The 23342-nt window shown below is 63.1% G+C and carries 26 protein-coding genes; 18 read left to right on the forward strand and 8 right to left on the reverse strand.

All coding sequences use genetic code 11. The annotated features are described in order from the left end of the window. Nucleotides 1-19 precede the first annotated feature (19 nt). The 5 genes from METLW4_RS25920 (at nt 20) to METLW4_RS0122770 (ending at nt 4814) form a co-directional block, all read left to right on the forward strand. Nucleotides 20-997: a lactonase family protein gene (locus tag METLW4_RS25920; RefSeq protein WP_198290251.1), complete on the forward strand. Its 978-nt coding sequence runs from the start codon at nt 20-22 to the stop codon at nt 995-997. 406 nt (nt 998-1403) lie between these two features. Continuing rightward, nucleotides 1404-2621 carry a methyltransferase gene (locus tag METLW4_RS25925; RefSeq protein ID WP_245258530.1) on the forward strand — a complete coding sequence of 406 codons (1218 nt, stop codon included), beginning with the start codon at nt 1404-1406 and terminating at the stop codon, nt 2619-2621. 249 nt (nt 2622-2870) lie between these two features. Continuing rightward, the gene (gene bufA2 / locus METLW4_RS0122760) at nt 2871-3128 is read left to right on the forward strand and encodes a BufA2 family periplasmic bufferin-type metallophore (RefSeq protein ID WP_018268548.1); all 258 of its coding nucleotides are present in this window, start codon (nt 2871-2873) and stop codon (nt 3126-3128) included. Nucleotides 3129-3231: 103 nt separating this feature from the next. Next, nucleotides 3232-4062, forward strand: coding sequence for an MNIO family bufferin maturase (gene bufB / locus METLW4_RS0122765; RefSeq protein ID WP_026191763.1), 831 nt, complete (start codon nt 3232-3234; stop codon nt 4060-4062). Continuing rightward, nucleotides 4059-4814, forward strand: coding sequence for an HvfC/BufC N-terminal domain-containing protein (locus METLW4_RS0122770; RefSeq protein WP_018268550.1), 756 nt, complete (start codon nt 4059-4061; stop codon nt 4812-4814). The genes bufB and METLW4_RS0122770 overlap by 4 nt, the downstream gene beginning before the upstream one ends. 50 nt (nt 4815-4864) lie before the next feature. Here METLW4_RS0122770 and METLW4_RS0122775 read toward each other — a convergent pair whose 3' ends face one another. Beyond that, a complete protein-coding gene (locus METLW4_RS0122775; protein WP_018268551.1) occupies nt 4865-5512 on the reverse strand; it encodes an outer membrane protein in 648 nt (215 codons plus the stop codon). Nucleotides 5513-5719: 207 nt separating this feature from the next. Between METLW4_RS0122775 and METLW4_RS0122785 the strand changes: the two genes are divergently transcribed. From METLW4_RS0122785 to METLW4_RS0122800, 4 genes are read left to right on the forward strand one after another with little or no spacing between them, the layout of a single operon-like run. Continuing rightward, entirely contained in the window at nt 5720-6649 is a 930-nt protein-coding gene (locus tag METLW4_RS0122785; RefSeq protein WP_026191764.1) for a metallophosphoesterase family protein, read from the forward strand. A 13-nt stretch (nt 6650-6662) separates the two neighbouring features. Continuing rightward, nucleotides 6663-7001 carry a cupredoxin domain-containing protein gene (locus tag METLW4_RS0122790; RefSeq protein WP_018268554.1) on the forward strand — a complete coding sequence of 113 codons (339 nt, stop codon included), beginning with the start codon at nt 6663-6665 and terminating at the stop codon, nt 6999-7001. A 3-nt stretch (nt 7002-7004) separates the two neighbouring features. Beyond that, nucleotides 7005-7541, forward strand: coding sequence for a sigma-70 family RNA polymerase sigma factor (locus METLW4_RS0122795; protein WP_018268555.1), 537 nt, complete (start codon nt 7005-7007; stop codon nt 7539-7541). Continuing rightward, the gene (locus tag METLW4_RS0122800) at nt 7538-8350 is read left to right on the forward strand and encodes an anti-sigma factor family protein (RefSeq protein WP_018268556.1); all 813 of its coding nucleotides are present in this window, start codon (nt 7538-7540) and stop codon (nt 8348-8350) included. Before METLW4_RS0122795 ends, METLW4_RS0122800 begins: the two co-directional genes overlap by 4 nt. A gap of 7 nt (nt 8351-8357) precedes the next feature. Here METLW4_RS0122800 and METLW4_RS0122805 read toward each other — a convergent pair whose 3' ends face one another. Then, a complete protein-coding gene (locus METLW4_RS0122805; RefSeq protein ID WP_018268557.1) occupies nt 8358-9260 on the reverse strand; it encodes a LysR substrate-binding domain-containing protein in 903 nt (300 codons plus the stop codon). Nucleotides 9261-9386: 126 nt separating this feature from the next. Here METLW4_RS0122805 and METLW4_RS0122810 point away from each other — a divergent pair, with 126 nt between their 5' ends. From METLW4_RS0122810 to METLW4_RS25930, 3 genes are all read left to right on the forward strand, one after another. Continuing rightward, nucleotides 9387-9938 carry a carboxymuconolactone decarboxylase family protein gene (locus METLW4_RS0122810; RefSeq protein WP_018268558.1) on the forward strand — a complete coding sequence of 184 codons (552 nt, stop codon included), beginning with the start codon at nt 9387-9389 and terminating at the stop codon, nt 9936-9938. A 56-nt stretch (nt 9939-9994) separates the two neighbouring features. Beyond that, on the forward strand, nt 9995-10459 hold the full coding sequence (locus tag METLW4_RS0122815; RefSeq protein WP_018268559.1) for a nuclear transport factor 2 family protein: 465 nt from the start codon (nt 9995-9997) through the stop codon (nt 10457-10459). A gap of 72 nt (nt 10460-10531) precedes the next feature. Further along, nucleotides 10532-11161 (forward strand): pyridoxamine 5'-phosphate oxidase family protein, encoded by a 630-nt coding sequence (locus METLW4_RS25930; protein ID WP_018268560.1) that lies wholly within the window; start codon nt 10532-10534, stop codon nt 11159-11161. Here the strand turns inward: METLW4_RS25930 and METLW4_RS0122825 are convergent. Beyond that, nucleotides 11148-11924 (reverse strand): SDR family oxidoreductase, encoded by a 777-nt coding sequence (locus tag METLW4_RS0122825; protein WP_018268561.1) that lies wholly within the window; start codon nt 11922-11924, stop codon nt 11148-11150. The genes METLW4_RS25930 and METLW4_RS0122825 overlap by 14 nt on opposite strands. Before the next feature lie 80 nt (nt 11925-12004). Further along, nucleotides 12005-12964 (reverse strand): alpha/beta fold hydrolase, encoded by a 960-nt coding sequence (locus METLW4_RS0122830; protein WP_018268562.1) that lies wholly within the window; start codon nt 12962-12964, stop codon nt 12005-12007. A 103-nt stretch (nt 12965-13067) separates the two neighbouring features. Between METLW4_RS0122830 and METLW4_RS26765 the strand changes: the two genes are divergently transcribed. Beyond that, a complete protein-coding gene (locus METLW4_RS26765) occupies nt 13068-13652 on the forward strand; it encodes a CGNR zinc finger domain-containing protein (RefSeq protein ID WP_018268563.1) in 585 nt (194 codons plus the stop codon). Nucleotides 13653-13726: 74 nt separating this feature from the next. On the opposite strand, the gene METLW4_RS28680 is transcribed toward METLW4_RS26765, so the two are convergent. From METLW4_RS28680 to METLW4_RS0122850, 3 genes are all read right to left on the reverse strand, one after another. Further along, on the reverse strand, nt 13727-13936 hold the full coding sequence (locus METLW4_RS28680; RefSeq protein WP_018268564.1) for a hypothetical protein: 210 nt from the start codon (nt 13934-13936) through the stop codon (nt 13727-13729). Between the two features lie 213 nt (nt 13937-14149). After that, the gene (repC, locus tag METLW4_RS0122845; RefSeq protein ID WP_083919378.1) at nt 14150-15457 is read right to left on the reverse strand and encodes a plasmid replication protein RepC; all 1308 of its coding nucleotides are present in this window, start codon (nt 15455-15457) and stop codon (nt 14150-14152) included. Nucleotides 15458-15852: 395 nt separating this feature from the next. Then, entirely contained in the window at nt 15853-16587 is a 735-nt protein-coding gene (locus METLW4_RS0122850) for a DUF1186 domain-containing protein (protein ID WP_083919379.1), read from the reverse strand. A 533-nt stretch (nt 16588-17120) separates the two neighbouring features. Between METLW4_RS0122850 and METLW4_RS28115 the strand changes: the two genes are divergently transcribed. The 5 genes from METLW4_RS28115 to istB all read left to right on the forward strand — a co-directional run bounded on the left by METLW4_RS28115 (nt 17121) and on the right by istB (nt 21855). Further along, nucleotides 17121-17555: a hypothetical protein gene (locus METLW4_RS28115; RefSeq protein WP_157235606.1), complete on the forward strand. Its 435-nt coding sequence runs from the start codon at nt 17121-17123 to the stop codon at nt 17553-17555. A gap of 62 nt (nt 17556-17617) precedes the next feature. After that, nucleotides 17618-18736: a hypothetical protein gene (locus METLW4_RS25940; protein ID WP_198290253.1), complete on the forward strand. Its 1119-nt coding sequence runs from the start codon at nt 17618-17620 to the stop codon at nt 18734-18736. A 190-nt stretch (nt 18737-18926) separates the two neighbouring features. Next, nucleotides 18927-19271: a hypothetical protein gene (locus METLW4_RS28425; RefSeq protein WP_018268570.1), complete on the forward strand. Its 345-nt coding sequence runs from the start codon at nt 18927-18929 to the stop codon at nt 19269-19271. A 282-nt stretch (nt 19272-19553) separates the two neighbouring features. Further along, nucleotides 19554-21083: an IS21 family transposase gene (gene istA, locus METLW4_RS0122875; RefSeq protein WP_157234838.1), complete on the forward strand. Its 1530-nt coding sequence runs from the start codon at nt 19554-19556 to the stop codon at nt 21081-21083. Continuing rightward, nucleotides 21073-21855 carry an IS21-like element helper ATPase IstB gene (gene istB / locus METLW4_RS0122880; RefSeq protein ID WP_018264842.1) on the forward strand — a complete coding sequence of 261 codons (783 nt, stop codon included), beginning with the start codon at nt 21073-21075 and terminating at the stop codon, nt 21853-21855. The genes istA and istB overlap by 11 nt, the downstream gene beginning before the upstream one ends. Before the next feature lie 59 nt (nt 21856-21914). Here istB and mobF read toward each other — a convergent pair whose 3' ends face one another. Next, nucleotides 21915-23339 (reverse strand): MobF family relaxase, encoded by a 1425-nt coding sequence (gene mobF / locus METLW4_RS25945; protein WP_018268571.1) that lies wholly within the window; start codon nt 23337-23339, stop codon nt 21915-21917. Nucleotides 23340-23342: the final 3 nt, after the last annotated feature.

Here is a 23342-nt window from a genome sequence, read left to right on the forward strand (position 1 = left end):
TGCGAGCTCGAATGCTCTGTTGACGTTCGAGAGGAATGCGACTGGAGAGCTGACAGCGAAAGGCGTTATTCCCACAGGCGGCCGCGGAACGGGCGCCGGGCTTGGAAATCAAGGCGCTCTGGCGATCAGCGACGATGGCCGCTGGCTCGTCGTCGTCAATCCCGGCAGCGACGACATCACCTTGTTCGATCTGAAATCAGGTCGCCCCGAACCGACTGCGCGCGCCGCGAGCAGCGGCACGAGGCCGATCAGCGTTTCGATCGAGGACGACCTCATCTATGTCTTGAATGCCGGCAGCGACAGTATCGCTGGATTTCGCTTGAATGACCACGGACGACTCGAAGCCGTGACCAATTCGGTGAGGCCATTGAGCGGAACGAGCGTCGGCGCCGCGGAAATCGGAATCAGCCGCGGCGGCAGGAGTGTCGTCGTCACGGAAAAGGCGACGAACAGACTGACTGTCTATGCGCTCGACGACGATGGAAGACCCGCGCGCAGCCCCAACATCACGCCCTCTTCTGGACCGACTCCGTTCGGCTTCTCCTTTTCTGGGCATGGGACGCTGCTGGTGGCCGAAGCGGCCGGAGGCGCTTCGGGAGCGAGTTCGGTTTCTTCCTATCGCGTCGGACCGCACGGAGCGCTGACTCTGCTCCAGGCGTCTGCTCCGACGCACCAGACTGCGGCTTGCTGGGTGATCGCCACGCCAGGAGGCCGCTACGCCTACACCGCCAATACGCCGAATGCGACGATCACTGGATTTGATATCGGACCGCGCGGCGCGCTCTCTCTCCTCGCCAGTGACGGCGTCGCCGCGAGAACCGGAACGGGAAGCGGACCGACCGACATAGCGACCGCGGCCGAGGGACGGCTCCTCTATGTGCTCGATAGCGGCAGTCACGCGATCAGCGCGTTTCATGTCGGCAATGACGGCGCGCTCACGCCCGGCCCGGTGGCGTCAGGGCTCCCGCCGGCCGCAAATGGCATCGCCGCGCGTTGATTCCTGCACCTTCCAAGTGAAGGAGCTGCCGGCCCTGTCGGCAGCTCTTCATCCTCGGCGTGCTTGCCTTCCGCAGCCAAAGCACGTCCCGAAAATTTCGCGCGTCGAGTTCGCGAGAATGGAGCAGAGCTCTTTCATGACGTCCGACGGCTCGCCGACCATCGATGAACGCACACGTAATTTATTCGAACAATATCCAGTCTCGAAGCGCTTGCTCGCGGACAGAGCGCCGCTGTCGACTTGCTTGCGCCATTTGGGGTTGGCGCTGTGGCTCGACCGACGCCTCGATGAAGCGGGCCTTGTTCTTTCAGATGCGGCGAGCCTTGCGCCCGATAATCCTCTGGCGCTCGCCGACCTCGGCTGCGTGCTCTCGGCGGCCGGACGATTGAATGAGGCTCGATCGGCGTTGACCGCTTCGCTCGCGCTGCGTCGAGATCATCTCCCCGCATGGCTCGCTCTCGCCAATGTCGAATCGGCGCTGAACGATAAGCTCGCATCCGAGCGCGCATTGCTCGAAGCCCTGCGGATCGACCCCCGCTCCAAAGAGGCTCTGACGGCTCTCGGGTTGCTGCGTATCGAGTCGAGACGTTACGCGAGCGCGGCGGAGCTCATTCGATCCGCACTGGACCTCGGCGCCGACGCTCCCTATCTGCACGCCTGCCTCGGTCAAGCCCTGTTCCTCATCGGCGAATTTTCACAGGCGTTGGACGCCTTCGAAAAGGCCGTCGCTGCCTGTCCGAATGACATCGGCCTAATTCGAAAGCTGGCGCGAGCGCGCTTCCTTCAGTCGTCGCTCAACGAATCTCTGGACGTCGCGAAAGACGAGTATTCGGCTGTCGCCGGGGCGGAGGCGGAGGATATCGATAGCGTCGGCCGCGCCACTTTCCAATTGCTCATTGGATTTGGTCATCACGACGCGGCGATCCGATTGGGAAGCGCGTTGCTCGGTAACTTCCCGGACGACCGAGTCATCGCCTATCATCTCGATGCTGTCCGCGGACTGTCTCACGCAAAGGCTCCGGCCCGATATATCGTCGAGTGCTTCGACGGATATGCCGATCGTTTCGACGAGCATCTGGTGAAGGCGCTCGAATATGACGTTCCCACTAAGTGCCATACGCTGCTCGCCGCGCTGAACGGGTCCTTTCGTTCGGCGCTCGATCTCGGCTGCGGCACCGGTCTGTTTGGACCGTTTCTCGAGACATTGAGCGATCGAAGGGCCGGCGTCGATCTTTCCCCACGAATGCTCGACAAGGCCAAGGCGCGCGGCTCCTATCACGAGCTGTTCGAATGTGAGGCGGTCGACTTCCTCGAGGCGAGCGACCGACAATTCGATTTGATCGTGGCCTTGGACGTGCTCGTCTATATCGGAGATCTGCAGCCGCTGATTTCCGTTGTATCGGCGCGTCTTGCGCCGAACGGCATATTCGCGATCAGCTTCGAGCGCGGAGACGGGGAAACATACAAGCTTCAGCCGACCGGCCGATTTGCTCATAGTTTCGCCTATATCGAGCGCCTCGCGGCCGGAACCTTCGACATGATCGCCAATCTGGAGACGTCTCAACGGCTAGAGGCGAATGCGCCGGTCCCAGGACATATCGTCCTTCTGCGTCGTAAGCCGTAGACGAGCGACGATCGTATCGGGTGCGCGAGTGGAGTCTCGGATCGCACCTCGATCTGCGCGCATTTGCAACCTCGCTCGCGGACGCGCAGCAGACGCGAGACGCTTCGATACGACGGGCGTTAGAAATTTCCTCCTTATCGCGGCTTCTGCGTAACGCGGATCGCCCGTGAAACGAATTGAGGTCAGCAAGCCATTTCTTGGCTTGTCGCGGTCCTCTACAGGGCTGGCTCTCATTTTCGGGAGATCGAGATGAAATTGACCATCGTTTCCGGCGGCTCGCTCGCCGCTGCGGCCGTCGCGCTCGTCCTCGCCGGCGCGGCGTCGCCGGCTTCGGCGAAAAAGGCGCACAGGACCGTGCAGTGTTTCGGCGTGAACTCCTGCCGCGGTCACTCGGAATGCAAGACGGCGGACAATAGCTGCAAAGGGCAGAATTCCTGCAAGGGCCATGGCTGGCTGCCGGCCAAGTCCAAAGCGGCTTGCGAAGCGCAGGGCGGCACGTTGGGCTGAATCGGCGCTCGGCAAAAGGATGGGCGAGATCTTCGCCCATCCGCTTCTCGATGCGCGGCGGTCTCTGACCGAGAAACGCCTATCCGCTTCAGAGGTGGTTGTGATGCGAATGTCGGGCTTCGGTCTCGGATTGAGGCCGGTCTATTATGGCGAAATCCTCGAAACCAGGCCGAAGATCGACTGGTTCGAAGTCATCACCGAAAATTTTATGATACCCGGCGGCCGGCCGCTCGCCACATTGGAGCAAATCCGGCGCGACTATCCGATCGCGATGCATGGCGTTTCGATGTCGATCGCCTCCACTGATCCGCTCGATCTCGACTATTTGCATGCGTTGAAGGGACTCGCCGATCGATTCGAGCCATGGTCGATTTCGGACCATCTCTGCTGGACAGGCGTTCATGGCGTCAATCTTCATGACCTTCTGCCCTTTCCCTTCACGCGAGAGGCGCTGACGCATGTGGTCGAGAGAATTGGGCGCGTGCAGGAGATTGTGAAGCGACGGCTCGTCATCGAGAACATATCGAGCTATGTGAGCTCGCCTTCGTCAGAAATGGAAGAATGGACCTTTCTGTCGGAACTGGCGCGGCGAAGCGGCTGCGGAATTCTGCTCGACGTCAATAATGTCTATGTGTCCGCTTGCAACCATGGATTCGAGGCGAAGATCTATATCGACGCGCTGCCGATCGAGCCGATCGTTCAGCTGCACCTCGCGGGTCACAGCGATAAGCGCGTCATGAAGATCGATACGCATGACGCGCCGATCTGCGACGAGGTTTGGACACTCTATGCTCGCGCGAAGCGCCGCTTCATGGGCGCGTCGACCTTGATCGAGCGCGACGATAATTTTCCGGCGCTGTCCGAGCTCGTGAGCGAGCTCGATCGAGCGCGGAGGATCGAAAGCGAAAACCTGGTCCCGGAGCGTGCGTTATGACATTGGCCGATTTTCAGAGCGCGTTTCAGAACCGCATCCTCGCAGGAATGGACGGCGCGCAGTCACAGAAGGAACCAATGGGAATTGGCGTCTATGTGGACGCCTATCGTCTGCGGCTGGCGTCGGCTGTCGCCTCGGACTATCCGGCGCTGCGCAACTCGATGGAAGAGAGTGAATTCGAAACGCTCGTCCTCGCTTATATCGAGTCGACGCGATCTTCGACGCCAAATCTGCGCTGGTATTCGCGAGGACTCCCCGAATTCATGATGGAAAGCACGCGTTGGCGCCATCTCACCCGTGAATCCTCGCTCGCCTGTCTCGAGCGTGCGCTCGACGACGCGTTCGACGCCGCCGACGCGGCGATCGGCTCGGCGGACGAGCTTTCCGCGCTCGGACCGCAAGACATGTTTCGTCTGCGCTTCGAGTTCCAACCGAGCCTTCGTCTGCTGACGCTCGAGAGCGGAACCTGCGGCCGCTATGAAGCTCTGTCAGGCGGCGAAGAAGCCGCCCGGTGCGGGGAAGACCGTGAATCTGTCTTGATCTGGCGAAGGAGCGGAGACTGCTTCTATCGACTGCTCGAAGAGGACGAGAGCTTCGCGCTGACATTGGCGCGGGAGGGAAAGTCATTTGGCGACCTCTGCGAATTATTCGCCTTTCGTGAGAATGGAGAGGGCGTCGACCGGCGGTCCGCAATTTTCTTGTCGCGATGGCTCGCGGATGAGCTGGTCTCGGCGATCACTCTCACGGATTGAAATGCTTCCCCCTATCGGGACCCAGCTGCTGAAGCCGGGTCCCCGTCGTCTTAAAATTTTGCGACGACTGGCGTCTGCGCGAACAGGTCGAAATGGTAGTTGAGGCCGGCGCGCACCGTGTGGAACCGGTTTCGCCAAGCGTCCGCCCACCAGCCGCCTGCTTCATCCGAAAGGTCGGTGTAGAGATATTCGATTTTCGCTGAGAGATCGGGACGAAGCGCCCATTCGACTCCGCCGCCAGCGGTCCATCCGGTTCGCACCCCATCGCCTCCGACGCTCGGTTGCGCGCGGCCATAGGCGAATCCGCCCGTTCCATAGAGGAGCGCGGGAACGGCGAAAGGCGTGACGCCGATCCGGCCACGAGCCGTGCCAAACCATTCGATGCGCCGACGCCTCGAGAATGGACTGCCGCTCCGCTCCGAAATGTCGGTTCCCTGGAAGTCGGCCTCCAATCCCAGCACGAACAAGGGCGTCGCTTGCACATTATAGCCGAGCTGTCCGCCGCCGAGCACACCGTCGAAGCCGGAGCGGTCAGCGGTTCCATATCCGACGTTCACGCCGGCATAGGGTCCGGTCCAAAGAAAAGCCAAAGCGGGGGCCGCAAAGCCCGGCGAGGCCTTTCGGGAAGGCAGATCGGCTGCATTTGCAACGGTCGACGACAGCAGCAGGCCGATGCTGACCGTAAATTTGTGCTTCATTCGGTGACTCCGCGATAAAGTGGCGCAGATGCTGGCGCTCAGCGTCCTGATGATTGTTCGTCGAATGCGCGGCAATCGTTACACGAGCTTCTCGCCGCACGGTCATCGGACTGTGAGCTCGAAAAAAGATCTCGCGCGGGAATAAATGGGCGGCGGAACGAGTCTTTCCTTTATCCGGTGGTTCGGCCGGATATGAGGGAGATAGACATGACCAATGATCTTCGTTCGCCCGGTCGCCGCCATGCGCTGAAATGCATGGCCTGGGGCGGCTCGGGCGTGCTGTGGACTCTCGTCGGCGGCGTGCCGGCGTCCAAGCTCGTCGGCGCGGCGCGTGGAGAGACGACGAAGGGCTTTTCCTTCGTGCAGATCTCCGACACGCATATCGGATTCGACAAGGCGGCCAACAGCGATGTCGCCGGGACGTTGAACGAGACGCTCACGAAAATCGGAGGACTTCCGGAGCGTCCGGCCTTTCTGCTTCATACCGGCGACATCACGCATCTCTCGAAGCCGAAGGAGTTCGACGATGCGGATCAGCTGATCGGCGCGTCGCGCCTCGCCGTGCATCGCGTTCCCGGAGAACATGACGTCCTCGATGAGAGAACGGGCGAAGCCTATCTCGCGCGCTATGGGAAAGGCGCGCATGGGGACGGCTGGTATTCCTTCGACGCCGGCGGCGCGCATTTCATCGGGCTCGTCAATGTGCTGCGCCTCGAAGGCGCGGGGCTCGGCCGGCTCGGCGCGGATCAGCTCGCTTGGCTCGAGGCCGATCTCGCCGCGAGAAGCGCTTCGACGCCGATCGTCCTATTCGCTCACATGCCGCTCTGGACGATCGCGAGCGAATGGGGCTGGGGCACGCAGGACAGCGCCCAGGCGCTGCGATTGCTGTCGCGCTTCGGCTCGGTGACCGTGCTCAACGGACACATTCATCAGATCGCGCAAAAGGTCGAAGGCAATCTCGTCTTCCATACGGCGCGCTCAACGGCCTTTCCGCAGCCGGAGCCGGGCACGGCCAAGGCTCCGGGACCGAAAGTCGTTCCGGCGGAGCAGCTGCGCTCCTTTTTGGGCCTGACCAGCGTGACCATTCGCGGCGGCGCGCATAGCCTCGCAATATCCGATACGACGCTGGCGCGATGACGAGGAGGACGACATGTCGAAACCTGCTTTCGCGACTCTCATTTTCCTCGGCGCGCTCGTCGCTTCGTTCTCCTACGCCGGGGACGAGCGGACGATCGACATCGCCGACTTCGCCTTTGCGCCTCAGGAAATTCGCGTGGAGACCGGCGCACGGATCGTCTTCGTCAATCGCGACGACACGCCGCATAATGTCGTCGACCGGAGCGGCGCCTTTCGCTCGAAGGCGCTCGACACCGGCGAGAGCTTTTCCATCGTCTTCGACAAGCCGGGCGAAATCACCTATTTTTGCGGCCTTCACCCGCAGATGACGGGCAAGGTGATCGTGACCCCACGAAGTGGTCGACAAGGATAGCTCGTGACGAGCGACGACGCGCGAGATCGCTTCACGCGAGCGATCATGCCTCATCTCGACGACGCCTATTCGCTGGCGCGCTGGTTGACCGGCAATGCGACAGACGCCGAGGATGTCGTGCAGGACGCCTGCCTGCGCGCGCTCGCCGCGCTGGCGGGAGCCGAGGCGGCGCATCCGCGCGCCTGGCTGCTGACGATCACGCGCAATGTCGCCTTCACTTGGCTCGCCAAGAATCGGCCCCGCGACCTCGTGCTGGCCGGCGGGGCCGAGGACGCCGAGGGCCATGACGGCGCCTCTGCCCACTGCGACGAGCCGTCTCCGGAGGCGGCGCTGATCGAGGCGGCGGATCGGCGCAGCGTCGAGGCGGCGATCGCCGCCTTGCCGATCCCCTTTCGCGAGGCGCTCGTCATGCGTGAGGTCAATGGTTTGTCCTATCGCGAGATCGCCGACGCCACGGGAGCGCCGATCGGCACTGTGATGTCGCGGCTCGCGCGGGCGCGCGCCTTGCTGATCGATCGACTGGGGAGAATGTCGCAATGAGCGAGGACGAGAAGCAGACTCGCGCGCTTCTGCTGCAAGCGGACTTCGACCAGGAGCTGGACGCCGCGGGCGCGCTGGAGGCCGAGCGTCTGCTCGCGGTCGACGCGCGCGCGCGCGAGGATCGCGAGCGGCTCGAGGCGTTGCGGCGGACCCTGCGCCGCAACGCCGCGCGCGAAGCGGCGCCCGAGGCGCTGAGGACGCGCCTGCTCGCGCAAATGGAATCTGCGAGCGGACAGGGAAAGATTGCAGCGCGCGATCGTCGCCTCGCATCGCCGTCATGGCGCGTCCTTGCGGGCTCGATCGCCGCGACGATCGTCGTGACGCTCGGAGTTCAGCTTCTGGTCGAGGAGCTCGCCGCGCCGGATCGCTTCACGCCCTATGTCGTCGCGGGTCACATGCGCAGCCAAATATCCGGGCAGCCGGTGGATGTCGCATCGAGCGACCGGCATACGGTGAAGCCGTGGCTCGCCGGCAAGCTGCCGCTCGCCGTCACAGTGGTCGATCTCGCCGCCGAGGGATTTCCGCTCGCCGGCGCGCGGATCGACATCGTCGGCTCCACGCCGGTTCCGACGCTCGTCTATAAGCGGCGCGAGCATCTCGTTTCGGTGGCGGAGCTGCGGGCGCAATCTGTGAATTATCCGGAAGCCCCGTCGCTGCGAATGATGGAGGGCTATCCCGTCGTCGTCTGGAAGGAGACGCATCGCGCTTATGCGGCGATCTCGGATCTTCCGCCGGCGGAGCTCGAGGCCTTTGTGGCGGCGTTTCGGCGAGCCGCTGCGAAAATCGAGAGCGAGCCGGCTCGCCAATGAGCGTCCCTCAAAAATCGACGAAGCTCCAATCGCACTCCCGCCCGGCCAGATCGATCAGCGCTCGGACTTTCGCGGACAGCAATCGCGCGCTCGGATAGACGAATTGGATCGGCAGAGGAGGGGGCTCATAGTCCGCCAGCGCGACTTGCAGCCGGCCGGCGCGAATGAGATCGGCCACTTGATATCCGACCGCGATCGTCAGTCCGCCGTCTCTTTCCGCGTGGCAGATCGCCGCTTCGGCGCTGTTGGTCACATAGGCCGGGCGCGTTTCCACATCCAACGCCTGCGGCCCCGACCAGAAGCGCCAACGCGCAACCGGCGTCAGCGCGGTGCAGGAGATGAGGCGATAGCGGCCGAGGTCGGCGGGAGCGCGGGGCGCGCCGCCGCTCGCCTCGAGATAGGCGGGCGAGCCGACGAGGACGCGCCGCGCTGCGCCGAGCCTGCGCGCGACCAGCGCTGAATCGGACAAATGGCCGATGCGCAGAGCGAGATCGACGCCTTCCTCGATGAGATCGACATAGCGGTCGGAGAGCGAGAGCTCGACGCTGAGCTGCGGGTGCTCGGTCATATAGCGTGAGATCAGCGGCCCGACATGCATGCGCCCGAACATCAGCGGCGCGGAGACGCTCAGGCGCCCCCTCGGCGCGCTGTGCTCATTCTCGGCGAGACGTTCCGCCTCCTCGAGATCGGCGATGATGCGGCGGGAGCGCTCGAGGAAGCGCGCGCCCTCGTCGGTCAGTCCGACCGAGCGCGTCGTGCGTTGCAGAAGCCGCACTCCGAGCCGCTCCTCGAGCGCCGCGACGAGGCGCGTCGCCATGGGAGCCGAAATGCCGAGCGCCCGCGCCGCCGGCGCGAAGCCCTTATGGTCGACGACCGCGATGAAGGTGGAGATCGTGTCGAAACGGTCCATGGGATTGCTGCGCCAGTTGCAACGATGCCGTGTCAAGAGCGGAGATTATCATCTCTAAGGTCATCTATCATCTTGTTCTGGTCAGGCGAACGACCTGCGATTTCCCTTCCAGAAGAGGAGCGCTTCATGCCTCGTATCTCCACCCCCGCCACCATCGAATCCGCCCCCGCCGCCGCCCGCTCGCTGCTGGAGGCGGTGAAGGCGAAGCTCGGCGTCGCTCCGAATTTTTATCGTGTGGTCGCCAACAGCCCTGCGAGCCTCGAAGGTCTCATCGGACTGAACGGCGCGCTGGCCAAGGGCGCGCTCGACGCCCGCACGCGCGAGCGTCTCGCCGTGGCGATCGCAGAGTTCAACGGCTGCGGCTATTGCCTCTCGGCCCACGCCTATATCGGCAAGGCGCTCGTCAAGCTCGACGACGCGGAAATCAGCGCCAATCGTGAGGGCCGCTCCGCCGACCCCAAGGCGGAGGCGGCGCTGCGCTTCGCGCTCGAGGTCGCCCGCAAGCGCGGCCACGCTTCCGACGCCGATCTCGCCGCCATTCGCGCGGCGGGATTCGGCGAGGGCGAGATCATCGAGATCATTTTTCACGTCGGGCTCAACACGCTGACGAATTACATCAACGAAGTCGCCGATACGCTGGTCGACTTTCCCGTGCTCGAGACGCGCCGCGTGGCGTAAATGAGGTTGCGCGCCCGGAGCCGATCCGGGCGCGCTTTTCATCGGAGCATCGAGCCATGTCGAGACCGCCGCTTCCCCCCTTCACGCTCGAAACCGCGACGCAAAAGGTGCGCCTCGCCGAGGACGGCTGGAACAGCCGCGATCCACAAAAGGTCGCGCTCGCCTACACGCTGGACAGCCGCTGGCGAAATCGCGCCGAATTCATTGTCGGCCGCGATCAGATCGAAGCTTTTCTCGGGCGCAAATGGTCGCGTGAGCTGGAATACCGCCTCATCAAGGAGCTGTGGGCCTTTCGCGAGAACCGCATCGCGGTGCGCTTCGCCTATGAATGGCGTGACGACAGCGGCGCCTGGTACCGTGCCTATGGCAATGAGAATTGGGAGTTCGACGAGCACGGCCTCATGCGCTTGCGCATCGCCTCCATCAACGATCTTGCGATCGCCGAGGCCGATCGCAAGTTCCATTGGCCGCTCGGCCGCCGCCCGGACGAGCATCCGGGCCTGAGCGACCTCGGCCTTTGATCGAACGCCGCGCGAGCGCAATAGCCGCGCTCGCGCGTCGATCCTTTTCTCGCGTCTCGGGAGGCAATCGACATGACCTATCCCAGCGATATCGCCTTCACGCCGACCGTCAAGTCAATTCAAGCGCGCGAGGGCTCGCGCCGCGCCTATGCGCGCATGGAGGAGGAGCATTCGTGGCGAACGAGCGTGACGCCGGACATAGAGGCCTTCATCGCGCAGCAGACCAGCGTCTTTCTCGCGACCGCGAATAGGGAAATGCAGCCCTATATCCAGCATCGCGGCGGCCCCGCCGGCTTTCTGAAGACGCTCGACGAAGCGACCATCGGCTTCGCCGATTTCTCGGGAAATCGCCAATATGTGACGATCGGCAATCTCGCGGACAATCCGAGAGCCTGTCTCTTCTTGATCGACTATTCGCGCCGTCGCCGCGTGAAGATATGGGGAACGGCGCGCGTCGTGGAGGACGACGCCGAGCTGATCTCGCGTCTCGCGCCGAAAGATTATTCGGCGCGCGTCGAGCGCGCGATCCTTTTTTCCGTTCTCGCCTTGGACGTGAATTGCCCCAGCCATATTCCGCAGCGCTTCGAGGCGGCCGACGTCGCCGCCGCGCTGGCGGAGCGCGACGCGCGCATCGCCGCGCTGGAAGCGCAGCTTCACGAGCTGCGCGCGAACGCGAACCCTAGCGCGATCATACCGATTTGATCTCGCCGCCATCCATCCGCAGCGTCACGCCCGTCATCCAGCGCGCCGCCGGCGAAACGGCGAAGGCGATCAGCTCCGCGATATCCTCCGGCGTTCCATAGCGCATGATCTTCGTCTCCGCGGCGAAGGCGTTCATGGCCGTGTCGATCGACAAGCCTTGCGCTTGGCCATAGAGCGCGAGCATAGCGCGGCGGCGATCGGTCATCACCGGGCCGGGGAGCACGGCGTTGACCTGCACGCCATCCTCGACGCCGCGCTCGGCGAAAGCTTTCGCGAGCGCCGAAATGGCGGCGTTGATCGCTCCGACTGCGGCTAGCGACGCTTTGGGCGTCAACGCCGAAGTCCCCGACATGAAGACCACCGAGCCGCTGCTGCGCGCGAGCGTTTCCCAGGCGGCGAGCGTCAGACGGCGCGCGGCGTGGAATTTGAGCGAGAGGCCGTCCGCCCATTCGTCATCGCTCATGGCGAACAGATCGGCTTGCGGAACCGCGCCTGCGATATTGACGAGCGCGTCTATTCTTCCGAAACGATCGCGGGTCGTCTCGATCGCCTCTCGCGCCACATCTGCGTCGCGCAGATCACGCGCGAGCGTGAGGCCCGCGGCGCCGGCTGCGTTCACCGCATCGGCGGCGCTCGCGAGGGCGACAGCGTCGCGCGCGACGAGCACGACGGCGGAGAAATCTCTGGCGAGACGTATGGCGGTCGCGCGGCCGATGCCGCGGCTCGCTCCGGTCACGATCGCGACACGTTCTTTGTTCGGCATGGCAAATTCCTTTGTATCGAAAAGAGATCGGGGCCGATCCGGAGAGGCGGACGGATCGGCCCCATTCGCCGGAGGAGGGGCTATTTTCCGGCGAACATCGCTTTGATCTCGGAGGCGACGAGCGGGACATTCTCTTCCAGCGCGAAATGTCCGCCATCGAGCCAGACGAGCTTGGCGTCGGGCAAATCCTTCTTGAAAGCCTCGGCGCCGGCCGGGATGAAGATTGGATCGTTCTTGCCCCAGACGATCAAGGTCTTCGGGCGATGCGCGCGGAAGGACGCGTGCCAGGCGTCATAGGAGGCGACATTGGTCTTGTAGTTCTCGAGCAGATCGATCTGATAGGCGGCGACGCCGGGCCGGTCGAGCAGGGCTTGATCGACCGTCCAATTGTCGGGATCGATCGCCTCGGGATTGCGCGCGCCATACACATATTGGAACTTCGTCATATCCGCCTGCAGCAGGCTTCGCGCGCCGGCTTCGCTCTTCTCGTCGCGCTTTTCCCATAGCGGCAGAAAGACCTGGCGCGGCACCTCGCCCACGCCTTCGAGATAGGCGTTGGCGTTCTGCACCACCATTCCGGCCACCTGATGGGGACGCGCGGCCTGAATGCGGAACCCGACCGGGCCGCCATAGTCCTGCATATAGAGCACATAGGAGGTCAGGCCGAGCCGATCGATCAGCCCCGTCACATGGGCGGTGAGCGTCTCGAATGTATAGGGGAACTGATCCGCCGCCGGCGCCTCCGAATGGCCGAAGCCGACGTAATCCGGCGCGACGACGTGGAACTTGTCGGCGAGCGCCGGGATCAGCTCGCGATACATGCGCGAAGAGGTCGGGAAGCCGTGCAGCAGCACGATCGCCGGCGCTTTCGGATCGCCGGCCTCGCGAAAGAAGATCGAGCGTCCCATGACGTCGAGATGCCGATGATGGACTTCCATATGCTCGAGGCGCGCTCGGCTGGATTGTAGAGGCATGGCCGCCGCGACCGTGGCCGCCGACACGGCCGCGAGCGTGAGGACGGGATTTGAGGCGAGAAACATGGGGCGTCTCCTGTAACCGCTATAATGCACATACAGTGGTGCCGCTTGCCAGGACTCCTGTCAAGAGGCATTTTATCGGTTACAGGCGGAGGCGGGTGAGGGGATGATGATCGAGGCGAGCGAGTGGCGAGACGGCATGCCCTTCTTCGGAGGAGCGTTGTGGATCGATTTTCTCAACACCACGCCGATTGTGAACGGAGAGACGATCGACTTTCTCGCCGACGCCGAAGGGCTGGCGAAATGGGCGCGCGCCGCTGGGATCGATTGCTCGCACAAACCCTCGAAGGTGGAGCTGAAGTCGGCGTGGGAGACGCGCGAGGCGCTCCGCAAGCTCTTCGACAAAATTTCTACCGGAGAAGCGATCTCCACGCGGCTCCTCGAGCCGGTCGATAGTCTGCTAGGGTCGGTGGAGATTCGCGAGCGACTGTTCTTGCGCGACGGCCGCGTCGCCCTCACGGAGGAAACGCGAATCGAGAAGGATGTGGTCGCGGCTGTCGTCGCGCGAGATTTCGCGAAATTCGTTTGTGAGACGGAGCCGGGACGAATGAAGCGCTGCGCAAATCCCGACTGCTCGATGGTGTTCTACGATCGCGGACGCAACAATATCCGGCGATGGTGCACGATGGCAATCTGCGGCAATCGAGACAAGGTCGCGCATTATCGCGCGCGCAAGGCGCGAGAAAAATGAGCGCGGCTAATCGCCGCTTCTCGAGAGCGCGAATTGAGCGAGCTCGGCGAGCGATCTACCCGTCGCGTCCGGCGTCACGCCCAACTCTTCGAGCGGCGCATCCGTTCGATTGACCCAGAAGGTTTCGCGAGCGTGAGGCCCGCGGCGCCGGCTGCGTTCACCGCATCGGCGGCGTTCGCGAGGGCGATGGCGTCGCGCGCGACGAGCACGACGAATGTGTGCCTACCCTGATGTCGAACGGTCGAATCGGCATCGGCATCGGCATCGCCATCCGATATCAGCATCAGTAACAGTCCTCCTCAGCAGCTTTCGCGGATGCTCAGGGAATTCCGAACCCCGCCATCGCCCTGACGTGCTGTCGTGGCGATGGCGTCTCCAGACGAGCGGCGACGAGCTCGACGCGCCGCCGGCGCCAAGGGGCGCCCACCCGTCGTTGAGCAAAATGCGCCCCACCGCGTCACCGCCCGCCCAATCAATTTCCCCCGCAATGATTTCGGTTAGCCGCTGGCTTGCCTAAAGACCACGGGCTTAGACGCTCTGCGCCGGAGCAGGGTCATCAGCAGTGGTCCGACTGAGAATGCGCCTTGCTCGGCCTTGGCCGTAAGGATGCGCAAATAACCGCCGGCGCTTTTGATTTCGTCGCCCCGCTGCAGAATGGCGGCGATGACGATCGCCGCATCGTGTTCGCCTAGAACTTCCAGCGCCCGCGCCCAGGCGTCCGGTGAGACGCCGAGCGCAGGTCTGACGATCGCGGCGGCGGCCTGGAAGTCCGCCCAGTCACCAATGGCCCCTCCCTTGGCGTAGTCGACGATATCGGGGCAGGCGGCGACCGCCATCGAAAGCGGGTAGACGCGCGACGCTGCGCGCATCTCTCCGGCGGCCGGGTTCGCGGCAGGCGACGGCTCGCTGGAGTCGACACCCGCGGCGCCGCGATCTGGATTTTTCGGCAACGGCGTTTCGGCCCCGCCTTCTCGAAGGCCGTGGTCAATATCACGAGCATCTGTAGTTTGATTCTGTAGGTGCCGCTCATTCGAGGCGTCATTGCCGCTCATTTTTCCATCTTTTGCGCGTGCTTTCAGAAGACTGCCGACTTCTTCGGCGAGAATGCCGAGTTCGTCGGCGAGAGCGTCGAGTTCCGCCCTCGCCAGATTTCGCGCGTAGCGTTCCGCGAGCGAGAGAAGTTGTCGATGCAACTCTTCCCAGTCCGCGTGAATGGCCTCCTCCAAGCCGGTCGCAATCATCTTGGCGATATCGCGCCGCAACAGCGATATCCGCTCACGCAGAAACGCAATCGCACTGTCCTCGGCTCGCGCGGCCTCGGCTAGGCGTTCGATCTCGGCTGCGCGCGCAACGAGCGGCGAAAGATCGAAGCCGAAGGCCGCATCGATCTTTCCGCAACGCCGTCGTGCGAAGCGTTTGCCGTTGGGAGAGTCACGTCGGATGATCAACCCTACGTCGACGAGACTCGCGAGATGGCGTCGCAGGGTCGACGGCGCCATGCCATGCGCTCGGATGGAGAGCTCCTTGTTCGACGGAAAGACGACGAGAAGACCTTCCTCCGTTCGCGGCAGAGCAAGGGCCGTCTCCGGGTGAAAACTCAACAGAGCGTGTAGGACGGCTAGCGCTCGATCCGTCGTTCCGATCAGCACCTTGGCTTCGGTGAGCGCGCGAAACAAACGCCATTTGTGGACGACTGACTCTGCGTCGCCCGTCCGCCCGGCAAAATCACAGGCCGAAACCTGCGCCGCCACCATGGCGAGCGACAGCGGTCGCCGTCCGAACGGCGTCGATAGATGTGTCTGCACGATCCTCTGCCTTTTCTCGTTCAGGCAAAAGAAATCCGCTCGCCGAAACGGCGCCGACTCTTGACAGCGATGTCCGGAAATGGTCCTCTGATCTTGCTAATGGATCGGCTGAGGGCTTCCGGGGCGGAGACGTTTCGGAGGCCTATTCTTTTGCGCGTTGAAACTCCTTGCAGGCGGTTTGAAAACTGTTCTGCCGTATGCGGTGACGATGGACGCGGCGAAACGGACGCCATGAAAATCAGGCCTTGTTGGTCATTCTCCTTTGTTCGATGATGCGAGCACGGTCTTCAGATCGGGATCGCCAGCGCGGCGAGCAGCGCCGACTCCAATCCTGACGTGCGCGACGCAAAAGGACGATCTCGCCGGGCGCCGGTGATCGAGCTAAAAATTGCGTCCTATTCGAACTGCGCTTTCATTTCTTCGTAGGCGTCCCCGAAGGTCGAGAAATCTTCATTGAGCTCATGGGAGCCCGGCTGCGCGATCGCATCGTCGAACTCTTCGATGTCAAAATCGTCGAAGCGCTCTTCTGCGATCGCCTGGACGACGAGCGGCCGAAGCGCGGACAAGCCGACACGCGCCGCGAGCGACGCCCAGCCGAGCCACACGATGGGCTCGTCGCCGAGCTGTTCGTAGACATCGATCAAGAAATTGGCGACGGTTTCACGATCGACCTTTTCTCGATGCTCGAGCATCGCTAGGGCGTTGACGAGGATGTTGTGGCGCGCGATTTTGTGAGCCTTCAGATCACGCACAATTTCGAACAGAGGCTCTGGATCCCCGTCGAACACGGCGGCGATGACGCGGTGGCCGACCATGTCGAATACGGATTCGAAACCTGGATGATCGGTGAATTCGGGACAATGGATCAAGCGCGCGAGCGGACGATAGGCTCTTTGGTCCCCCCAGTCGCCGAGAACGAAGAAGATGAGCAACACGGGAGTAGGGCTTTCGGCTTGCACTTTCGACGACGCGGAGATGAATTTTTCAATCTCGCTCAGAAATAGAGGAAGCAGCTCTTCGCGTCGCCGCGAAGCTTCCTGCAGCGCGCGTTTCGGAATTCGTCCATCAGTAAAATAGCGGCGGGTCAGCGATCGCAAAATCTTTCCGGGGGGCAAAGGGGGAGATGCCATGAATGCTCCTTATGATCGACAAAGCGCCTAGTTCGGCCCAGCCTCTATAGCGTGATGGATAATCTCGACCGAATTATCGACGCCGCCGGATCGACATCAGACACTTTTTTGCCTCGGACGACGAGCTGGCCCCGAATCGACACGCGTCGATGCTGGCGCGACTCTGCGCGAATGTCGCAGGACGATGGCGCGGCGATTCCGATGGCAAAATTTTTCTGCTGCGACGAAATGACTCACTCGACAAGGCCGCTAATTTCGGCGGGCTGAGTCGCGCGATCTCACAAAGGATGAGTCCTGAAAGGACGTTAGCGCGTAAGCGTTGCTGTGGCGACGACTCGTCCAACCAAAACAGCGGGCTATTGCGTAGGGGTGACGTTGCTGTATTCTCGAGATCGAGACCTGTGGCGAAGGCGGCGCGCGCGGTTCCCAGCTGACATAATTTGCGTGCGCGCGAAATTCGATGCAGCGAAATTGAAAGCGGACGCGCAGAACGCGCCCGACAAGACATTTTCATTCGATTAGGGGACCGCGAAATGACAGCATCATTCCCGCGTCGAAAGCAGCCGCGCGATTTAATTTCTGGGCGCGAAATATTGGCCGCCTTGCAGAACGAAACGATGCACCCACGCGTTCAAGGAACGCTACTTCGAAAATGTGACGAGACACTCGACTGCTTGATGGAGTTCTCTGATCAAAACACGCCTAGCCCCGCGTCAAGAGGACGTAAGCGGCTCGATCAGCGGCGCGGTGCCGATGCAGTTCGATATATCGAGCAGATGATCCGCCAAATCGTGGCGACCGTGCCCGCGAGCGCGGGTGAAAAGATGGGGAAGATGGCTATCTATCGGGAATACGCAGATTTCAGCGAAGGGCGACCAGAAGTGTTGAGGATCCTGTTGCGAGCTGCCTGTGACGAGATGGAGCGGGAGTTTCTTGGAACAGCGAAACATACAATCGGAGATTCGTGAAATTTCGCGGTCCGCATTCGCGTACATGTCTTCTAGCGTCGGGTGGTCGAAAGGAGACCACCATGAAACCACATATGCTTGCGATCGGGGCGATATTCGCCTCGACGATTGCCCTCGCCGAGCCCGGAATTTGTCGGGCGGGCGTAGAGAGCGACGCCCATGGGCCGGAAGCCTCGTTTGCTTCCGAACGGCCGAGCGGCGACGCCGCCGTGACTTTCAGCGCCGCGGGGCTATCGCCTCTTCCGCCGGAACTCGTCGAGCAAACGCCGGCGCTCAGGCATCTCGCAGGAAGCGGCGCGCAGCTGTTCGACGTGGGAACTGCGCATGGTCTGCGCGTTGTCGTGGCGCGACAGCGCGAAGAATTCATGATCTTGCAGGTTGCTCCCGATGGTGAGGCTATTGTCGCAGGCGCACAGGCCGATTTGTCGGCGACGCTGCTACTCGTGATCGCGGGTCGAGACGAGTCGCGCGTGACGGATCTCGGAACCAGTCATGGAATGCACGGGCTATTCGTGCGAAACGGTCGACAGTTCCAGGTATTTTACGCGACGCCCGACGGCGAGCGCGTGATCCCGGGCGTCATGTGGGACGCGAGTGGAAAAAACATCACGCGTGAACAAGTCGCTCCTTTGCCGGGCGTGACGCCGACCGTGACGATCGGGGGCGAGAAGGAGATCGGAGCGACGAGCGCCGGCGGCCGAAGCAATTCCGTCTCGGCATTGGAGGCCGCTCGAAGCGCGATGTTCGGGACGATGGGATCAGAGACCGCGCCGAGAATCTATGTCTTCATCGATCCACTATGCGGATATTCCGTTCGCGCCCTTCAGCAATTGCAACCGTTCGTCGCCGCGGGGAAGGCGCAGGTCGCGCTCATTCCCGTATCGGTGCTCGACTATGAGGATGAAGGCCGGAGTACCAAGAGCGCCTTGGCGATGTTGAGCAAGCCTTCCGACCAAATGGCGGCCGCGTGGTCGCGCGGCGATTTGAACAGGGCGCCGGCGAAGGAAGCGGACGAGTTGCTTCGTCGAAACATGGCGATCGCCGAAGCGGTCGGTTTGCGCGGGACGCCGACGGTGATCTGGCGCAAGCAGGATGGTTCGGAGGGGCGCGTCGACGGGCTGCCAGAGGATTGGAACGCTGTCATCGCATCGATGGGGAGCGAGAGCCATGCAGCAAGATAAATGGAGCCCGAGACGATCGGCGGCGCGTAAAAGGGCCTCGCTGCTGAACCGCGCATGGAATGGCGTCAGATGGATCGGCTCCGTTCCGGGACGCGCATTCCCGAAACCTGAAGTCGCCGAAGGCGGTCGCTTCTTAGCAGGATTGGTCTCGGGCGTTCGTCGCCGCGCGCGACACGATAGCCGACTCAGAGTGGATGAAGATCGCCGCATCGATTTCGAGGCGACGGCGTTTCTGCATGGGATGAAAGTCTGGCAGGTCGAGCAGTTGGTGCAGCGCCGTCGCCGGCAGACGGCGCTGGCTGCTTATCTCTTATTTGGCGCGGCCTGGGCGCTGTTCTTCTACTGGCTCTGCGAGATCGCGATCACGCCATGGGAGTCCTGGCGCATTGCTCCGGTTCTGGAGTTTGCGCCGTTCTGCGTGTTTCTGTTTCTGGCGGCGTTCCAAAGCGCGCTGCAGAATTATCAGCTCAGAACGCGGCGCCTGGCGACGGCGTGGGAATATCTCACCACGTCCGAGCGATTCTGGCCGAGCTGAGAGCCGCGCATTTTCGGCGGCGTCGATGAGCGCCGGCGCGAGGCTCCGGAGCAATAAGCTCCCGACGATCTCCTGCATGACGAAAAATGCTCGGGCGGTGCGCAGAATTATCTGCGCACCGCCCGAAGCATTTGTTCTCGGCGATGCCGAGCGTTCATGGCGATCACGGCTGTTGATTTCCACTGAGAGCTGACCCAGGCAGCACGGGTTTTTCCACCGAGAACTGACCCATGTTCGAACCTTTCCCCCTCGACCGTCGCGGGGGACCTGGGAGTGATCGACATGGAGTTATTGAGCGTCATCCGACGCTGGCGATATCGGCAGGAGTTCTCGATCCGAGAGATCGCGCGACGCACGGGGCTGTCGCGCAATACCGTGCGCAAATACCTGCGCTCGGACAGCGTCGAGCCGCGGTTCGCCACGCCCGATCGACCGAGCCGGCTCGACCCGTTCGCCGACAAGCTGGCGCACATGCTGCGTCACGAGGCCGCAAAGTCGCGCAAGCAGAAGCGGACGGTCAAACAGTTGCACGCGGATCTGGTCGCCCTCGGCTACGACGGCTCCTACAATCGCGTGGCGGCCTTCGCGCGGGAGTGGAGGGCGGCGCGGCATCGGGAGCAGCAGACCTGCGGGCGCGGCGCGTTCGTGCCGCTGACGTTTCTACCCGGCGAGGCGTTCCAGTTCGACTGGTCGGAGGATTGGGCGATCATCGCGGGCGAGCGGACGAAGTTGCAGGTCGCCCAGTTCAAGCTCTCCTACAGCCGCGCGTTCTTCCTCCGCGCCTACCCGCAACAGACGCATGAGATGCTGTTCGACGCTCACAATCACGCCTTCCGCGTGCTGGGCGGCGTGCCCCGGCGAGGCATTTACGACAATATGAGCACGGCGATCGACAAGGTCGGGCGCGGCAAAGAGCGCCAGGTCAACGCCCGCTTCGCCGCCATGGTCAGCCATTTCCTGTTCGAGGCCGCATTCTGCAATCCGGCCTCCGGCTGGGAAAAGGGGCAAATCGAGAAGAACGTTCAGGACGCTCGTCACCGCCTCTGGCAGCCGATCCCGAGCTTTCCGTCGCTGGCGGCGCTCAACGACTGGCTGGAGGCGCGATGCCGCGAGCTGTGGGCCGAGATTCCGCACAGCGCGCAGCCGGGGACGATCGCGGACGCTTGGCGCGAGGAGGTTCCGCAGCTGATGCAGCCTCCGCGGCCATTCGACGGCTTCGTCGAACACACCAAGCGGGTCACGCCGACGTGCCTGATCCATCTGGAGCGCAATCGCTACAGCGTGCCGGCCTCGTTCGCCAATCGCCCCGTCAGCGTGCGGGTCTACCCCGAGCGCGTCGTCGTCGCCGCCGAGGGGCAGATCGTGTGCGAGCACGCCCGCGTCTTCGCCCGTTCGCATAACGACAAGAGCGTGACGGTCTACGACTGGCGGCATTATCTCTCCGTCATCCAGCGCAAGCCGGGCGCGCTGCGCAACGGCGCGCCCTTCGCCGAACTGCCGGTCGCCTTACGGACGCTGCAACAGCGCATGCTCGAGAAGCCGGGCGGCGACCGTGAGATGGTCGAGATTTTGGCTCTGGTCCTACAGCACGACGAGCAGGCCGTGCTGACCGCCGTCGAACTGGCGTTGGCGGCCGGCGCGCCGACCAAGACGCACATCTTGAACCTGTTGCATCGCCTGGTGGACGGCAAGCCGGTCGACGCGCCGCCCGTGAAGCCGCCCAATGCGCTGACGCTCACCACCGAGCCGCAGGCCAATGTCGAGCGNTACGACGCGCTGCGCAAAGGTCGGGAGGCGCGCCATGCGTCATAATCCTGCCGCCGGCGCCATCGTCATCATGCTGCGCAGTCTCAAAATGCACGGCATGGCGCAAGCCGTCAGCGAGCTGACCGAGCAAGGCTCCCCGGCCTTCGAGGCGGCGCTGCCGATCCTGTCGCAACTCTTGAAGGCGGAAACCGCCGACCGGGAGGTGAGATCGATCGCCTACCAGCTCAAATCCGCGCGGTTCCCGAACTATCGCGATCTCGCCGGCTTCGACTTCGCCAGCAGTGAGGTCAACGAGGCGCTCGCGCGCCAGCTTCATCGCTGCGAGTTCCTCGAAGATGCGCATAACGCCGTCCTGGTCGGGGGACCTGGCACGGGCAAGACGCATCTGGCGACAGCAATCGGCGTCCAGGCGATCCAGCATCACAGAAAGCGCGTGCGGTTCTTCTCCACCGTCGAGCTCGTCAACGCGCTCGAAACTGAAAAGCACCAAGGCAAGTCGGGCCAAGTCGCGGCGCGGCTCGTTCATTCCGATCTCGTCATCCTCGATGAGCTCGGCTACCTGCCGTTCAGCGGCTCCGGCGGGGCGCTGCTGTTCCATCTGCTGAGCAAGCTCTACGAGCGGACCAGCGTCATCATCACGACGAATCTGAGCTTCGGCGAATGGGCCGCCGTCTTCGGGGACGCCAAGATGACGACGGCTCTGCTCGATCGCCTCACTCACCGCTGCCACATCCTCGAAACCGGGAACGACAGCTTCCGGTTCAAGGACAGCTCGGCGACGGCGGACAAACCTGCAAAGGAGAAGACCAAAACTTGACGACCGACTGACCCGCAAGCCATCTTCAACCCGGGTCAATTCTCAATGGAAATCCTGGGTCAAATCTCGACGGAAATCGACATGCGCAGGTCTTCCTCGACGCGGATCTGCGCGGAATTGGTGACGCGCAGCACCTGCCGCGGCTCGTCCTCGGCATTCTCGCGCTTCGCCCAGGCGGAGACGAGATCGACATGCTCGCCGTGAAGCTCGATCCCCTTGCGCTCGATCTGCTCGACGACGCGGTCTATGTCCTTGACCCCGCCGGCGACGCCGGCGCCGATCAGTCCGCGCGCCGCGTGGACGCGGAGTCGATCATGGTCGATCACGGCGGCCGTGTGGAATTCTTCGGCGAGGTGTCTCGCGGCGAAAGCGTAGGCCCGCTCGATCCGCGCCTCGACCGGCAGCGCGTCGATCTTCGCGCCCTCCATGACGGTGGCGTGTTTCCAGCCCATCGCCTCGGCCTGATCGCGCCAGATTTTGTGGTCGGTCTTCTCGCCATGCTTGGCCAGGCGAGCGGCCGCCGCCGCCTCGCGGAGGATTTCGGCTTTCTTTTCGGCGGAGATGTCGTCCCAGTCGAGGCCTTGGCCTGCGGCGAAGGCCTTGGCGTTGCGCAGGACCTGATGGGTGCTCTTGCTGAAGGCCTCATTGGCGAATTGCGGGATGGCGAGGATGACGGCGGCCTGCTCCTTCTCGTCATAGGCGACGCGAATGCCGAGCGCGCGCAGCTCGTCGGCGAGGACCGCCTGAGCGAAGGCGCCGAACTCGTGGACGCGGGCATGGAGCCGCTGGGTGTCGAGCGATCCGATATGGCCCTCGCCGGTGACGACGAGATTGAACAGCGCATTATGGATGTGATCGTGCGGATCGCCGGCGATCGGCGCTTCGAGGAGATAGGTCGCGCCCTCGCGGCCGTCCTGAACCGGCAGGGTCGGACGGGCGATATAATGCTTGAAGCTCACCCAGCCGACCGCGCCGGGATCGGCGCCGTTCTCCCCCGCGCGCCCGCGCCGCGCCCAGCCGATTTCCCGAGCGACATAGCGCATCGCTGCATCATTGGCGCGATGGATGGCGTTGCGGATGGCGGCCGCCTCTGCCGGATCGGCCGCGAATTCGGCGGCGAGCGTCACGGATTTGTGGGGCGAGAAGGTGAAGTCGTAGCCGCTGATCTCGCGCTTATGGTTCGACCAGGCCTCGCCATTATCGGCGCGCTTGCCTTCGAACAGGCGGTCCAGCTCCTCGTTCTTGGGCGCATGATGAGAATTGACGCCGAGCGCTCGGGCGACGGAAAGAGGCATGTCCGGCCGCCACGCCGGCCCCGCGTCGCGACCTGTGTAATAGTTGGTGAGGCGGGAACCGGGCTCCAGCTGTTGGCCGAGCGCCTCGGACGTCTGCTCGGCCGGCTGCGGGCCGAGTCTCGCCTCGGTGAAATACATGCGGACGAGCTTGCCGTCGGAGGCCGCCGCGAATTTGCGGAAAGTAATCATCGC

Source organism: Methylosinus sp. LW4 (assembly GCF_000379125.1).
Classification (GTDB): Bacteria; Pseudomonadota; Alphaproteobacteria; order Rhizobiales; family Beijerinckiaceae; genus Methylosinus.

Bases quoted from the DNA above. Each gene is read 5' to 3' on its own strand.
- bufA2 (WP_018268548.1), top strand. From the start codon at position 2,871: ATGAAATTGACCATCGTTTCCGGCGGCTCGCTCGCCGCTGCGGCCGTC.
- bufB (WP_026191763.1), top strand. From the start codon at position 3,232: ATGCGAATGTCGGGCTTCGGTCTCGGATTGAGGCCGGTCTATTATGGC.
- METLW4_RS0122770 (WP_018268550.1), top strand. From the start codon at position 4,059: ATGACATTGGCCGATTTTCAGAGCGCGTTTCAGAACCGCATCCTCGCA.
- METLW4_RS0122775 (WP_018268551.1), bottom strand. From the start codon at position 5,512: ATGAAGCACAAATTTACGGTCAGCATCGGCCTGCTGCTGTCGTCGACC.
- METLW4_RS0122785 (WP_026191764.1), top strand. From the start codon at position 5,720: ATGACCAATGATCTTCGTTCGCCCGGTCGCCGCCATGCGCTGAAATGC.
- METLW4_RS0122790 (WP_018268554.1), top strand. From the start codon at position 6,663: ATGTCGAAACCTGCTTTCGCGACTCTCATTTTCCTCGGCGCGCTCGTC.
- METLW4_RS0122800 (WP_018268556.1), top strand. From the start codon at position 7,538: ATGAGCGAGGACGAGAAGCAGACTCGCGCGCTTCTGCTGCAAGCGGAC.
- METLW4_RS0122805 (WP_018268557.1), bottom strand. From the start codon at position 9,260: ATGGACCGTTTCGACACGATCTCCACCTTCATCGCGGTCGTCGACCAT.
- METLW4_RS0122810 (WP_018268558.1), top strand. From the start codon at position 9,387: ATGCCTCGTATCTCCACCCCCGCCACCATCGAATCCGCCCCCGCCGCC.
- METLW4_RS0122815 (WP_018268559.1), top strand. From the start codon at position 9,995: ATGTCGAGACCGCCGCTTCCCCCCTTCACGCTCGAAACCGCGACGCAA.
- METLW4_RS25930 (WP_018268560.1), top strand. From the start codon at position 10,532: ATGACCTATCCCAGCGATATCGCCTTCACGCCGACCGTCAAGTCAATT.
- METLW4_RS0122825 (WP_018268561.1), bottom strand. From the start codon at position 11,924: ATGCCGAACAAAGAACGTGTCGCGATCGTGACCGGAGCGAGCCGCGGC.
- METLW4_RS0122830 (WP_018268562.1), bottom strand. From the start codon at position 12,964: ATGTTTCTCGCCTCAAATCCCGTCCTCACGCTCGCGGCCGTGTCGGCG.
- METLW4_RS26765 (WP_018268563.1), top strand. From the start codon at position 13,068: ATGATGATCGAGGCGAGCGAGTGGCGAGACGGCATGCCCTTCTTCGGA.
- METLW4_RS28680 (WP_018268564.1), bottom strand. From the start codon at position 13,936: ATGCTGATATCGGATGGCGATGCCGATGCCGATGCCGATTCGACCGTT.
- METLW4_RS0122850 (WP_083919379.1), bottom strand. From the start codon at position 16,587: ATGGCATCTCCCCCTTTGCCCCCCGGAAAGATTTTGCGATCGCTGACC.
- METLW4_RS28115 (WP_157235606.1), top strand. From the start codon at position 17,121: ATGACAGCATCATTCCCGCGTCGAAAGCAGCCGCGCGATTTAATTTCT.
- METLW4_RS25940 (WP_198290253.1), top strand. From the start codon at position 17,618: ATGAAACCACATATGCTTGCGATCGGGGCGATATTCGCCTCGACGATT.
- istB (WP_018264842.1), top strand. From the start codon at position 21,073: ATGCGTCATAATCCTGCCGCCGGCGCCATCGTCATCATGCTGCGCAGT.
- mobF (WP_018268571.1), bottom strand. From the start codon at position 23,339: ATGATTACTTTCCGCAAATTCGCGGCGGCCTCCGACGGCAAGCTCGTC.